A 13,999-nucleotide genomic window follows, 5' to 3' on the forward strand; every position below is an offset into this window, starting at 1 on the left:
AAAGGATTAAAGGATTAAAGGATTAAAGGATTAAAGGATTAAAGGATTAAAGGATTAAAGGATTAAAGGATTAAAGGATTAAAGGATTAAAGGATTAAACTAAGAATGATTATGTTTATTGGGGGACTACTCTATTCTCATCTAAGTGGCTGCGCATTTTTCTTAATGTTCCAAGCATGACATTTCTATTTTTATCAGTATTTGTCTTAGCCTAATAGCTAGCGTCATTTATTGGCATCATCTTGTCGAAGAACTATTTAAGCTTACAATATCATTTCTTGTGATATTGTATTTCTAGTTTTATCGAATTATAATCACGACGATTCGGCTAAAACCAGCTTCACTTGAGGTGAGATGACTATGTTAACTGATTGGCTTAACTATAAAGAGCAACTGAGGCATTACGTGCTAAATAACATTGACGATGTAGATGCCGTTGATGACATATTGCAAGAGGTCTATATCAAAGCCAGTGGTCATCTACAGCAATTAAAATCTCAAGATAGTTTAAAGAGTTGGTTATACCGAATTACTCACAATGTGATAATGGACTTTTATCGTAGCCGCGAAATCTATGATGAACTGTCAGACGCCCTAATTGACGATGTTGAAGAGGAGCAAGCGCTGGATAAAATGGCGCAATGTTTACGACCAATGTTTGATTGCTTGCCTGAGAAATATCAAATGGCAATGATTTGGTCTGAAGTCGAAGGTTTACCGCAACAAGAGGTAGCAGATCGCTTAGGGATCTCCTTATCTGGTGCTAAGAGTCGCATTCAACGTGGCAGGGTTAAGTTTAAGTCTGTGTTGATGACCTATTGTGATATCGAAATAGATCAGCAAGGTGCGGTGGATTTTAAGCCTAAGATTGAATGCCGACATTTGGCTTGTTAGACAAGAGGTGTGGATACCAACTCGCTGGAGTTAATTGTCTATCAATTGAATCGGCGGCTCATACCAGTTAGCAGGTAGCACTTAGTCGATATAGTGGCATAGCAGGACTTTAGTGAGAGCATCAATACAATACCATACGCCTATCTGGCATATATTTGCTTTTGTTGTATTACTACGCCTTCATTTTTATACTTCCGATACTTCCGATACTTCCGATACTTCCGATACTTCCGATACTTCCGATACTTCCGATACTTCCGATACTTCCGATACTTCCGATATTAAGCGTTTCAAATGTATCCTATATTTTCAGCATCTTAAGCCGCCTAAGGGGGGGGCGATTCTCAAAATATTGTTCGATAGGTTTCCCATTTTTCATGGTGTTTAAAAGTATTTCGAAATTTATCGATATATTTTGCGTCTTTTTTGCTAACTAAACGTCTTAATGACAAACAGACTACTTCGGTTGGAGAAAACCATGTTTAGTTCAGCAGTAAATAATAAATCAATTGGCCACAAGTTTATTAAGAGCGATAGCCAAATGCTCAATCAAGTCTATGGTACCGATGATGTTGTATCATATTGGATTGCGGATATGGAGTTTCCAATTGCACCTCCTATCACTGCCGCTATGCAAAACCTAGTTGATAGAGAAACCTACTCTTATGAGTTTGATTCAAAAACTGTATTTAATGCGATAAGTGACTGGAACAAGCTGCGCCATCAGATAACCCTTAACCCAGATAACTTTGTTCAAGTACCTGGTGTGCTAAGTGCAATTGCTTTGCTTATACGTGAATTTTCACAAAAGGGCGATGGAGTGTTAATCCAAACTCCTGTGTATCACCAGTTCCGTCGTTTAATTGAGTCTGCAGGGAGAACGGCTGTAACTAACACTTTAAAGACTGAAAACGGTCGTTATGTGGTGGACTTTGAAGATTTTGAAAACAAGTTAAAGCAAGGCGATGTCAAAATTGTATTGCTGTGTAACCCACACAATCCAGTTGGTCGCGTATGGCAAAAGGCAGAGCTTGAGCAATTAGTCACTATTGCTAAAAAGTATCAAACCTTGATTATCAGCGATGAAGTGCATGCCGATATTGTTTTTGCAGGTAATGAGTTCACTAGCATTACCGAATTGGGCTATGAGCAGAGTATTTCGATTATTGGTTCACCAGCAAAAAACTTTGGCCTAAACAGTATTGCAAATGGCTATATCTACAGTGACAACCTTGAGTTAAAGGAGCAAATTAACTCTACGGTGAGCTCTATGTCGTTAGATCACGGCAATGCGTTTACGACTTATGCAACTATTGCAGCATACCTGCAGGGTATGCGGTGGTTTGAGGCTTTTTTGAGTTACACCCAAGCTAACCGTGATTGGCTCATTGAGTATTTAACTGCGCAATTACCGCAGATTAAATTTTACCAACCAGAAGGCACTAACCAAATTTGGCTCGATTTTAGCGGTTTGCAACTGGATTCTACAGAGCTAAAAAGTTTATTGATTCAAAAAGCGAAATTGGCGCTAACACCCGGTACTTGGTTTGGTGAAAATGATGAAAACTTTTATCGACTCAATTTTGCTGTGCCATTAGAGCAGATCCAAGCTTCATTTGAATTGCTTAATAGCGCAATCAGTCAGTTACATCATGGTCATTGATCATTAAATACCGTTTGGCTCAAGATATGCTTAAACTCATTAGCAATAAAGAATCAGCATTACTGAAATCAACGAATTAAGGAGATAGCTAAATGGCGCAGAATATTACTAAAGGTATTAAGGCGATTGCTGATGAGGCAAGGCTGGTTGTTAATGACATCAGTATTAAGGAGGCTAAACAGCTTTATCAAAATGATGATTATGTATTTGTTGATGTACGTGAAGCATCGGAACGTGAAAAACTTGGGGTTATTCCGGGGGCGTTTACTTGCCCAAGGGGAATGCTTGAGTTTTTGATTGATCCAAACTGTCCAGTACATAATGCTGTATTTAATCAAGACAAGACATATGTGTTTTTTTGTGCCCATGGGCTTAGATCTTTATACGCAGCCAAACAAGCGCATGATATGGGCTTAAAGCCAGTACTGAATATGATGGGTGGCTTTGCTGCATGGCAAGATCAAAGTGGTGAAGTGACAAAGTAAGCTTAGTGTCTGTGCTAGTTAGAATCTGTAAGAAAGTGCCTAAATCTGATTTAGGCACTTTTTAGTTAGTTAACATTGGCCAAGGCTTAACTCAATTTTCGGCTCGTATTGAGTCGTTAAATTACCAAAATCTATTGTGGTTAGCAGATAACCTTGAGCCAACAGACCTTGTTGAATACGTTTCTTCAAATCGCTACATGCCTCTTGCTGAAATCTAGGCAGATCTTTTTCTAAATAATAACTTGCGATTGTTCTCCTCAATGCAGAGTCACTTATATGCTTGGCTTCATTATCTATATGTCGAGTTGGTAAAACTCTTGGGATTTGCTTAATATCGAGTTGATAAGTCATGCTCAAGCTTAAGGTGTAGTCTCGACGAGTAATATCTCTCGAAAACAAGAATTCTCGGTCGATTTCTATGCTTCTTGTTGCCATATTAAATAAAGTGACTCGCTGGTTAACAGTAAAGTGAATACTGGGTTGCAGTAACTGTGTCCCGCTTTCTATCGAATAAGTAGAGGCAACCTCATTATCTTCAACTAAAACGATATGGAGTGGATATTTGTGATGATTAGCTTCACTATCGGCATTAAGTTTGGATGATACCAGTTGAGTCGAAGCAAAAAATAATGTGGCAAATAGTAGCGAAAATACTAACGCGATGATGACAAGTATTGTTAGTGCTTTATTCCATTTGAATGACAAAAAACGTCCTTATTGATTTTAAACCTATGCTTTCAGTTGGTTAAGTTAAATTTAGTGTTGAACATTGCCGATGCTAACATGAGTATTTAACCGCCGCAATGTGCGTAATCTTATGTCTTATAACGTATTTATCGGTGTTGGCACGGTACGCAAGTACACCTATTGGCTTGTCTGACTTGTACTTTATTCTGCGCCTCGCTGGTGAACTATCGAGCATGTTGGTAGTATTGCTGGCTAAATTTATGGAGCAACAAGATATATTTAAACATTGTTGAAGCGATTGCTGTGCTGTTTGGATATTTATAAAACACCTATGTTTGAGTTCTATTCTATTGTCACGTTATAAGCTTGATTGGGCTCTATTCCAGTAACTGAGACTAATAGCAAGTTCAAACAAGTGTTGATACACGCTCATAAAATAAATGAGTATTTTAAAGTTTTATTATTACTGCTTTTTAGAATTAATGGATTAACCCTAATGAGTTCAGCATATGAAAATTAAATTTGGTGTCATTACTGTTATTTTGCTTTTCGTCATGGGGTGCGGGAAACCGTTGCCTGATAACAAATTAGATTACGCTGGGGAGTGGCAAAGTGCTGAAATGGGCATATTGATTGAGCCAGATGGAACAGTGACTTATAAGCGTTTAACGGACATGGGGGCGACATCGGTAAATGGGCCGATTCAAGGCTTCCAAGGAGATGACTTTGTTGTCGGGCTTGGTCCGTTCACAACGACTTTTACTGTTAGTGAAACGCCTAATTATCAACATGGAGAGTGGCATATGGTGATTGATGGTGTGCGGCTAATTAAAGTTGATGATGCTTATTGAACGTTATCAAGTGATGAAACAATTTTAAATACTAGCGATTAAAACTTAGCTCTTAAAATTTAGCTCTTAAAATTTAGCTCTTAAATTTTAAGTTATTTGGTATTTTAGGCCAAATATAACAAATAATGGAATGTTTGATGTTTAAGATTGGACTCTTAATACTAATGTTAAGCAGTGTTGCCTTTGCCGATGACACAGAGCTTATAGAGCCGATAAGCCGTTCAGCGAATAATGACGGAATGATGCCTGTCACTGCGCTGTTAGATATAGCAAACTATCCTGTTTATAGTGGCGCAGCATTGACCGCGATAGTGACGGACCTTAAGCGTTTTAATATTGAGTTGACCTCATTGTATTTTATTGGTCGTTGCACGCCGAAAAGTTGTTTAATCGATATTGCGCCGATGTCGAACTTTATTAATGGTAAATATATCCCCAAGTGTCATGGCTACTGTGTCCACTTTGGGTATAGTAATCAGCATCAGTACATTATTAAAAAAGCGCATTTAAGGTAACGGTTATTTGTACTAGAACTTGGCTATCTGTTGCAGTGTTTTAAGGTTTACTGTTATTTAATCATAAGGATATCAGCGTTGGATTATAATCAGCAGTCAGTGAATATCTTTAACCGCAAGGCGCAAAGATATCAAGATAAGTATATGGATTTGTCTTCGTGCATCGATACGTTTTCAGCTTTTATCGCCGGGTTGTCAAAGTCAAAGTCTCGGGTGCTAGAACTTGGCTGCGGCCCAGGAAATATCAGCCACTATTTATTAAAGCAAAACCCGGAATTCTCAATTTTGGCGACGGATCTGGCGCCGAATATGTTGGCATTAGCGAAGCAAAATAATCCATCAGTCGAGGTAATGTTGTTAGATTGCAGAGAGTTAAACTGTTTGCAGGAGCGGTTTGATGGCATTATGTGTGGCTTTTGTTTGCCTTACCTTACTCAACAGCAAGCGTTTAACTTGATTCGTGATGCGGCGCGACGCTTGCTAGAGAATGGGGTGCTTTATATTAGTTGTATGGAGGGCTGTGAGTTAGCGCCAAAGATTGATGTGTCAGATAACAGTGACAAGATGTATACCTACTTTCACCGAGGTGAAACATTAGTCAGTGCTTTAAAAGGCGCTGGATTTAATCTTGTTGATATTCAGCGTAAGCGACAAGCTAGCCCCATTGGTGAAGTAACCGAGCTGTTTATTACAGCAAGACTCGATAAGGTGATAACGTAATCGAGTCTGCCGCTAATGGGTTTAGTGTTGTGTCATCTCAAGCAGTTTAGGCAAGAATCGTGTATCGCTGCTTGCGATTTGAGCCTGCTCTGCAAGCACTTGCTGTAAGATCTCATGTGTCGTTAGAGGGTTCGCCAACACGACCCTAAACACCACAGCCTTGATATTCATTAGCTGATGGTTTTCTGGGTTTATTCGAGTTCGAGACACAAACGACGTACCTTGTTCTCGCTGAGTCTTCTGTACAAATTTGGTTAAGCCATCAAGCAATTGGTTAAACTTACTCAATGTTTCAATGTCGCCTAATTCTCGGGCTTTAGCCATCGCGATTTGCACGCTGCGCGGCACATAACGATAGGTCAGAAGACACAGCTCTGGTTGAGAAACGAGCTCGAAATCAGCTTCTTCGATAATTAAATCGGCAAAGTAACGTGCTTTTTCAAGACTATTATTGATTAAGATTTCATAGCCATCACGACCAATCACCTTAAGACAAGCATGAACTAGCATCGCCATTCCTGGGCGAGAGCCCTCTAACGTTTGACTACCTAAATCCTTTGAACCCTGACGTAAAATATACTCAGCATGGTGTTTAATGGCATTGGCAAAGGTCGGGTCTTTAAATAACACCATCCCCGCGCCCATTGGCACATACATCTGCTTATGGGCATCAATGGTGACAGAGTCTGCGCGCTCAATCCCAGCAAGCAGGTGACGATATTTGTTTGATAATAAACTGGCGCCGCCCCAAGCTGCATCAACATGAAAGTGACAATTAAGTTCAGCCGCTAAATCGGCCAGTTCATTGAGTGGATCGATATTGCCGGTTTCAGTCGTGCCCGCAACACCAACAATCGCCATGACCTTAATATTATCTTGGGCAAGCTTAGCGGCGATGTCGCGCATTTGGGCCACATCGACTTTATTGTCATTTGATGTAGGCACTGGAATGATGTTCTCACGCCCCACACCGAGTAAATCAGCAGTTTTTGCTAATGAGTAATGGCCACGCTCTGAAACCAAAATGGCTAAATCATCATAGCCGTAGTGGCGCAGACCTTTGATAAGGCCTTGCTTGGCTACGCCTTTAAAGTCGCCATCAGCTTTTAATAGTTGATTACGTGCAGTCCACAAGGCTGTGATGTTAGCAACGGTGCCGCCAGAGCAAAATGCACCTAGCGATACATTAGCGCTGTGCATCCAGCTTTGGTAAAAAGTTTCATCTTGGCTGTAGACCAAGTGATGCATCATTCCGAGTACTTGACGCTCGAGTGGCGTAAATGCTTTAGATGTCTCAATTTTTACTAGATTTTGGTTAAGTCCGACCATCATTTTTGATAGTGGCAATACAAAGTAAGGTAGAGCTGATGTCATGTGGCCGATAAAACTTGGCGCCGAAGTATGCACTGAGTGGGCAACTAAAGTTTTCATCATATTGTCAGCGTAATCTGACACGAATTGCGGTGATGCCGGAATATGGTATTGCTGAAAATCTAATTCGACTTCAGAAAGGGGTTTTTCGACCGCGACAACGCTTTCTTGTAAGAAACCCATCAAGTTTTGCGAGATATTTTGTTCAATCACACTAAGGGTTGAGTCTGGGGCTTCAGGAACTGTAAAAATCCGCAGAAGTGCCTCTTCAGAAGCGGTTGCTTTTCTTGGTGTCATTGGACTAACTATCTCTACTTATCGCGCTGTAATAACAGCCTTTCAAAACGGGAAGCCACTTTACTTTAAGCTGTTTAACGCTTCAAGTACAAAAATGGCAAGCCTTATACTTTTGGGTAGTGCAGGACACAGACTAACGCAGATAACGCCAGAGTCAAAATTTACGGAGGTGATAAGTGATTGGCAAAGGATGGAAAAGGGCGATTTTCGCCCTTTATTCGGTATTATCTATTAGCCGCCAGCGCATACAAGGCGGCGATATTTTTAGCCGTGCTATAGAGGTTGTGTTTGGCACTGGCCAGTACTTCAGCCAATGGCAGCGCTCTTGGAGTGATAGAAAACAGTGCGTCAATACCATGTTCAAGTAAGATGTTGGCGTCATCACTGACGCAGCCCGCAATAGCGATAACCTTGATATTTTGCACTTTGGCAACACCTGCCACGCCCATTGGGGTTTTGCCATGTAAGGTTTGGCTATCAAGGCGTCCTTCACCGGTAATGACTAAATCTGCCCCCTTAACCGCATATGCTAAGTTAACAGTGTGCATTACAATATCAATTCCGGGCTTTAGCTGAGCGTTGAGAAAAGCCATAACACCTAATCCCATGCCGCCAGCAGCACCTACTCCTGGATAGTTGCGGTTATCGTCAATGCCTGTTTGAGTGATAACATCAGCGTAGTGGCTTAGCGCAGCATCAAGCTGAGCTACCATTGCAGGAGTCGCGCCTTTTTGTGGACCAAAAATAGCTGAGGCGCCTTTGGCACCACAAAGTGGATTGTTTACATCGCAGGCGACTTCAAAGCTACATTTTGCAATAAGCGGATGGAGATCGGTTAAATCGATTTTTGCCAGTTGTGACAGAGCGCCGCCGCCGGGGGAAATCGCTTTACCATTACAATCCAATAGGTGAGCTCCAACTGCTTGCGCCATGCCAGCGCCGCCATCATTGGTCGCGCTGCCACCAAGTCCTATAATAATATGCTCTATGCCACGGTTAAGTGCATCGACAATAAGCTCGCCAGTACCATAGCTAGTGGTGATAAGAGGATTACGTTGTTCTTCCGACGCTAAATGTAAACCTGAGGCAGCAGCCATTTCAATGACAGCGGTTTTTTTACCGCCTTGGTAAGCTGCGCCTAAAATGCCATAAAAAGCGTTAACTTTATTGCCCAATGGACCCGTTACATGCAGATTTACTATTGAGCCCTGGGTGGCATCAATCATTGACTGCACTGTACCTTCGCCACCATCGGCGACCGGTACTTTGATGTATTCAGCATTGGGTAGCACAGTGCGAAACCCACGTTCAATCTCATTTGCCACTTCCATTGCGGTTAAGCTTTCTTTGAAAGAGTCTGGAGCTATCACAATTTTCATGCAGTATTCCTTTAAGACTATATTCACTCATTGAATCAGACTAATCTTAATATATGGATTCATTAACTTAGACGCGTAATGGAGCATCTTATCGATTACGCTAGTTGATAATAGGCGAGCAAAGTCATGCTCGCCTATGTCAGAGGGCTTAGGTTTATAGTAAGACTAAGCTTAGTAGGTAAACCAATGCCATTGCGGTGACGCCTTGAATTAGTGTTGCCATGGTTTGCGCTTTATAAGCTTGTTTAACACTCATACGGCTAAATTGAGTGACTACCCAGAAGAAGCTGTCGTTTGCGTGAGAAACTGTCATTGCACCCGCACCAATCGCCATCACGGTTAATACGCGGCCCATATCGCTGGCAAGACCGATATCGCCGAGCATAGGTGCAACTAATGCTGATGTTGCAACCAAGGCAACCGTTGATGAACCTTGAGCCGATTTAAGCGCTGCGGCCACCACGAACGGCATAAAGATACCGATACCTAATGCTGACAGTGACTCTCCTAGGAAGGTACCGATATCGGTTGCCTTAAGTACTGCGCCAAATGCACCACCGGCACCGGTGATTAATAAAATCGGTGCCGCGACCACTAATCCTTGGCTAATACGCTCGCTAAATTCTTTAATTTTGTCATTACCTTTTAATAGCGACAGTGACAGCAATAGACCAATCATTAAGGCGTTAACTGGTTGACCTAAGAAGGCTAAAAACTCAAATAACATATCATCACCAATAGGGGCTGATGGGAAGTTAGCGATAGAGCCTAAGCAGATAAGCAGAATAGGTACAAAAATAGGTGCAAAAGCGCGAGTAGGGCTTGGCAGCTCGCCATAGGCTTGTTTTAGGTTGTCGAAATCTTCTTTTTGATTAAGTAACTCGTCTGCGCCTTCACCGTCAGGTTGTGTATTGGCAAAACGGTTAGCCCATAATGTACCTGCTAGCGCTGCGATAGCTGCTACAAAGATACCGACAAAAATCACTAGGCCAAGATTTGATTCAAGACCTAAGTTACCTGCTGCGGCGATAGGACCTGGTGTTGGCGGCACAAAAGTGTGTGTGGCGTAAAGGCCGGTTGCTAGGGCAACACTCATAGATACACTCGACACTTTCATGCGGTTAGCCATCGACTGCTTGAGCGAGTTTAAGATCACAAAACCTGAGTCACAAAATACTGGGATAGAAACGATATAGCCAATGATTGACATCGTCAGGGTAGGGAAGCGTTTACCCAAAACTTTTATCACCACATCAGCCATGGTGATTGCCGCACCACTCTTTTCGAGAATCGTACCTATGATGGTACCTAATACGATCACCAGTCCAATATAGCCTAAGATCCCACCAAAACCTGAAGTAATGGTTTTAGCGATATCGGCACTCGGTAAGCCATAGGCAAAGGCTGCTAAAAATGATGCCAATATCAAGGTTAAAAACGGATGCAGTTTAAATTTTGCGGTGGCAATAACGATAAACGCAATTACTGCCAGTAAGATCAATACTAAGCTCATAGGGTATCCCTGTATGGGTATTTTTATTTGTCTGTAAGGTTTTTGGTTTACGCCAAATTGGGAGCACGGTTTGAACTGTGCAGACCAAGGTATTTCAGGCTGAAATATTATGCGTTGGTGGAAAGATTATTTCTTTGGATGAAGTCACTAATCTGATTGGCTTAAAATTAAATTAATTGTGCGTATGCACAATTAATTGTTTTGCCTTTAAGTATGGCATAGCTTAAGTTTACCAAAGCCTACCAATTGTCGGTGCAAATCGCGTTGTTGGGGATAGTTTAACAATCAGTGTTTTTAACGGTAATCACAGGCTCAGTGGCGTTAATGGCATTTTCGTAGCGAATATGGCAGTTAAAGCTAACACTTTTATCGTTTAAATCTTCAGAGAAAAACACATAAATATGATTGTTGGCGGTGGATTTATCGATAAAAAATGGGGCCGCGTCTGGGTCTTGTCGAATAGTTGTTAGCGAGACAGAGTCGATATCAAGCCACGCTCTGACTTGACGGTTAAGTTCATCAAAACTGTCTGTGCCATCGACGGCGGGGTAACCGTTATAAAGTGGAATAGTGACGCCAGCATGGACAATACTGCCAGTACCTTTAGCTTGCCCTTCAATAACCGCTTTACTATGGATTAAATCTAAGCCACTTTTCATCGCGCCCGCAATACCGTCTAAGGTGGCAATCTTACTATCTGTCTTAAGGTCGACAAATTTAGGGAGTGCAATAACGGCAATGATCCCAAGTACAATGAGCACAACCACAAGCTCAATTAGCGTAAAGCCTTGCGCGGGTTTTGAAGTTAAAGCCATAGTGCTCTCTCCTGCTTGATTTTATCGAGTTTCTAGTTGGTTTTATTTAACATCACTTGACCAATATAGAGCTGCAGTAATCCGTCGAGTTGATTGATATTAGCACCTGTGATCCGTTGGATTTTTTCGAGTCGATAGCGCAAGGTATTACGATGAATAAAAAGTACATTAGCACAGCGCTGCAAGTCACCAAAGTGTTGCAGATAGGTGGTTAAGGTTTTTATCAGTTGTCCATTTTTATCTGCAGTGAGCAGAGCTTGATAAGGGGAAAGTAATTCCTTACCACGCCAGTTATCTTTTAGGCCTGAAAGCAATACGGATAAGGAATAGTCTTCATATAGGTACTTGCTTAGCTGTGGTTGCATCTGTTGGCCAATAGCAAGGGTTTCTAAGGCGGTTTGATATGAACGGTTAAGATCTTCTGCTGCAGGAAAAAAATGACCGAGTGATATTTTTAAGCGACTAACAAGTGCTTTGGGCAATCTAGCAAGTAGTTGATCAATACGTTCGCTTTCAAGGCTAGGGTCCCAACTTTTTCCGTCAAGAAATGCGGGTTTTAAAATCACCAGTTCTGTCATAGAAGTCATCGCAACTAGGTTGCCACGAGAGGGATTCTCTAGTAGGTGAAGAACTTGCTTTAGCATGGAGTTAGCGGCGGTTTCCTCTTCATCGGCTTGAACTTTTATCAGGGCGACAACGCGAGGTGCGTCGAGATCTATATTGAGCTGAGAGGCCCAGTTGCGTTGATGCGCAGTAAACGGTCCTTCGGTTTTGATTAATTCAATGATCAACTCTTCTTTTTGTCGATAATGCCATTGAGCTTGTTCTATGGTGTTAGCCTGTTCAACGATGATCTCAGCGGTCATTTTAAGGAGTTCACCATAACTGCGTAGTTTTTCGGGTTCACCAGTAATACCAATGACCCCAATGATCTCGCCTTTATAGTGCAGTGGCAGATTGATCCCAGGTTTTACGCCTTGGAGTGTGCCGGTACTTTGATCGCTGATCTCAACCGTGCGTTGCTGGCTGATAGCAAGTAATGCCCCTTCGTGGATAGCACCAATACGATGAGATTCGCCAGAGCCCAAAATCACGCCATGATTGTTCATCACATTGATATTGTGGCCGATGATTTTCATCGTTCGTTTAACGATTTGTCTCGCTAGGGCGCCGTCTAAAAAGTACACATGGATCCTTACTCAAGTTAACTCTCATCAATTACTATAACAGTGCCTTAAAGCTCAGGTATGTGGCAGTGTTTTTTCAGCTTATTGTGAGCTCTGGCATTGTTGGTTAGGCCGCAGAGATTAATTGAGCAACCCGTTTTTGCAACTGGGGAACAATCTGTTGTTCAAAATCAGGGTTGCGCTTTAACCAGATATTATTTCTAGGGCTTGGGTGCGGCATAACCAGTGTTGCTGGCCAACGCGTTTGCCAGTTAGAGACGGATTGGGTAACGCTGATTTTTTGTTGTAGGTGCCATTCAATCGCATATTTGCCAACCAGTAGTGTCAGTTCGATATGCTCAAGCTGTTCCAGTACTGATTGACGCCAGGCTATTGCACATTCGGTACGCGGTGGTTTATCGCCACTTTTTTTATCTGTGGGCGAGTAGCTACCAGGGAAGCAAAAGCCCATTGGCACAATGGCAAACAAATTAGGGTCGTAAAATTGCTCCTTGGTCACCCCTAGCCAAGCTCGCAGTCGTTCACCACTGGCATCATCAAACGGGCGACCTTTATGGTGAGTCTTTTGTCCTGGAGCCTGTCCTGCTATGAGGATTTTTGCGTATTTACCTAGCTGAACAATAGGTTTTGCTCCAAGTGGCAAACTATCGGCGCAAATTTGGCATTGCTCGATATCAGTTTGTAGTGGAATAAGTTGTTCGCTAGGCATCGATAACCTCGGAGTCAATGTTAGAGCACTAACTAAATTGGACGATATTGTACGCCCAATATCCTAAGTAACTATAGGCGATAGCTAATGTCGCCAGTGAAATGAATTTTACTTTTATGTCGGCTTGACTAACGAGTGCGACATGGGCGCAAGCGATAGCAAAAATGGCAATCGGCGCAATATAGTAGGCACATAACACTAGAGCAATGGCGGCTAAAGCGATGATTAGCGCACTGTTTTTAGTCGGCGCCTTATTGGCGTGTAGATTCAGCTGTAAAGGCAATAAGCTTAAACCTATGCTGACGATTATTACGCCTATGTTCATTGAGATAGCACCAGCGGTATCAAAATAGATAAGCGCAACAAACAGAGCGATGATTGCCGGGATAGTGGCGATTAGAGTATGCATTTTGGCAAAGTTTCTGCTGTGATATTTGCCGGTAAAGTAAAATAGCGCGTTAAGTAGCAAATTGATTAAGCTGAAACCGCCAAGTGTTATTGCCAGCAGTAATATATTAGTGGTGTCGTTAGCCATTGAAAAGGCTGGAAAAGGCGCTAATAAGGCTGAGAACAGTGCGGCTTTGTACAAAGAGGATGAGTGATTCATGGGAGTACTTTAGATGAAGTTAATGATATTAAGATCTCCTAAAGCTGGGATAAGTTCAAGGTGAATGGTGAGGAAGTCTGTTTTTAGGTCTTTTTTTTATCTTTGTGGTGATCAAGTTCACTAAATATGAAGAAAGTAGAATCGTTTAACTTCCGGCAATAAAAAACCGCATTTGGCGGGTTTTTTTGATGTACCTAGATTTACTTGATACTTGAATTACAAACGGTAGCTCACGCTAAGCATGATTAGGTGTGCGTTGATAAGTTATGGGATGGCTGTTACTGCTTCTGTTTGATTGCATATGTT

General features: G+C 41.9%; 15 protein-coding genes. 6 read left to right on the plus strand and 9 right to left on the minus strand.

Annotation, left to right across the window (positions count from 1 at the left end; genetic code table 11):
• Window positions 1-354 precede the first annotated feature (354 nt).
• Window positions 355-894 (plus strand): RNA polymerase sigma factor SigZ, encoded by a 540-nt coding sequence (gene sigZ, locus L2748_RS21600; RefSeq protein WP_248957744.1) that lies wholly within the window; start codon window positions 355-357, stop codon window positions 892-894.
• Window positions 895-1,066: 172 nt separating this feature from the next.
• Here sigZ and L2748_RS24650 read toward each other — a convergent pair whose 3' ends face one another.
• Window positions 1,067-1,174 carry a hypothetical protein gene (locus tag L2748_RS24650; RefSeq protein WP_420833309.1) on the minus strand — a complete coding sequence of 36 codons (108 nt, stop codon included), beginning with the start codon at window positions 1,172-1,174 and terminating at the stop codon, window positions 1,067-1,069.
• A 198-nt stretch (window positions 1,175-1,372) separates the two neighbouring features.
• On the opposite strand from L2748_RS24650, the gene L2748_RS21605 reads away from it, so the two are divergent.
• Window positions 1,373-2,557, plus strand: coding sequence for a MalY/PatB family protein (locus tag L2748_RS21605; RefSeq protein WP_220780582.1), 1,185 nt, complete (start codon window positions 1,373-1,375; stop codon window positions 2,555-2,557).
• A 92-nt stretch (window positions 2,558-2,649) separates the two neighbouring features.
• Window positions 2,650-3,042, plus strand: a complete 393-nt coding sequence (locus L2748_RS21610) for a rhodanese-like domain-containing protein (protein WP_220780581.1) — start codon at window positions 2,650-2,652, stop codon at window positions 3,040-3,042.
• Window positions 3,043-3,111: 69 nt separating this feature from the next.
• Here L2748_RS21610 and L2748_RS21615 read toward each other — a convergent pair whose 3' ends face one another.
• Window positions 3,112-3,747 (minus strand): SPFH domain-containing protein, encoded by a 636-nt coding sequence (locus L2748_RS21615; RefSeq protein WP_220780580.1) that lies wholly within the window; start codon window positions 3,745-3,747, stop codon window positions 3,112-3,114.
• Between the two features lie 491 nt (window positions 3,748-4,238).
• On the opposite strand from L2748_RS21615, the gene L2748_RS21620 reads away from it, so the two are divergent.
• From L2748_RS21620 to L2748_RS21630, 3 genes are all read left to right on the plus strand, one after another.
• A complete protein-coding gene (locus L2748_RS21620; protein WP_220780579.1) occupies window positions 4,239-4,580 on the plus strand; it encodes a hypothetical protein in 342 nt (113 codons plus the stop codon).
• Window positions 4,581-4,717: 137 nt separating this feature from the next.
• A complete protein-coding gene (locus tag L2748_RS21625; protein ID WP_220780578.1) occupies window positions 4,718-5,095 on the plus strand; it encodes a hypothetical protein in 378 nt (125 codons plus the stop codon).
• 78 nt (window positions 5,096-5,173) lie between these two features.
• Window positions 5,174-5,815: a class I SAM-dependent methyltransferase gene (locus L2748_RS21630; protein ID WP_220780577.1), complete on the plus strand. Its 642-nt coding sequence runs from the start codon at window positions 5,174-5,176 to the stop codon at window positions 5,813-5,815.
• A 21-nt stretch (window positions 5,816-5,836) separates the two neighbouring features.
• On the opposite strand, the gene panP is transcribed toward L2748_RS21630, so the two are convergent.
• The 7 genes from panP to L2748_RS21665 form a co-directional block, all read right to left on the minus strand.
• On the minus strand, window positions 5,837-7,483 hold the full coding sequence (gene panP / locus L2748_RS21635) for a pyridoxal-dependent aspartate 1-decarboxylase PanP (RefSeq protein ID WP_220780576.1): 1,647 nt from the start codon (window positions 7,481-7,483) through the stop codon (window positions 5,837-5,839).
• A gap of 224 nt (window positions 7,484-7,707) precedes the next feature.
• Complete coding sequence (locus L2748_RS21640) at window positions 7,708-8,862, minus strand: glycerate kinase (RefSeq protein ID WP_220780575.1); 1,155 nt, start codon at window positions 8,860-8,862, stop codon at window positions 7,708-7,710.
• A gap of 154 nt (window positions 8,863-9,016) precedes the next feature.
• On the minus strand, window positions 9,017-10,375 hold the full coding sequence (locus L2748_RS21645) for a GntP family permease (RefSeq protein ID WP_220780574.1): 1,359 nt from the start codon (window positions 10,373-10,375) through the stop codon (window positions 9,017-9,019).
• A 278-nt stretch (window positions 10,376-10,653) separates the two neighbouring features.
• Window positions 10,654-11,190: a pilus assembly FimT family protein gene (locus L2748_RS21650; protein WP_220780573.1), complete on the minus strand. Its 537-nt coding sequence runs from the start codon at window positions 11,188-11,190 to the stop codon at window positions 10,654-10,656.
• 32 nt (window positions 11,191-11,222) lie between these two features.
• Window positions 11,223-12,377, minus strand: coding sequence for a sugar diacid recognition domain-containing protein (locus L2748_RS21655; protein ID WP_220780572.1), 1,155 nt, complete (start codon window positions 12,375-12,377; stop codon window positions 11,223-11,225).
• 106 nt (window positions 12,378-12,483) lie between these two features.
• Window positions 12,484-13,086 carry a uracil-DNA glycosylase family protein gene (locus L2748_RS21660; protein ID WP_220780571.1) on the minus strand — a complete coding sequence of 201 codons (603 nt, stop codon included), beginning with the start codon at window positions 13,084-13,086 and terminating at the stop codon, window positions 12,484-12,486.
• Between the two features lie 28 nt (window positions 13,087-13,114).
• Window positions 13,115-13,693, minus strand: coding sequence for a hypothetical protein (locus L2748_RS21665; RefSeq protein ID WP_220780570.1), 579 nt, complete (start codon window positions 13,691-13,693; stop codon window positions 13,115-13,117).
• Window positions 13,694-13,999: the final 306 nt, after the last annotated feature.

This window comes from Shewanella sairae, assembly GCF_023283535.1.
Lineage (GTDB): Bacteria > Pseudomonadota > Gammaproteobacteria > Enterobacterales > Shewanellaceae > Shewanella > Shewanella sairae.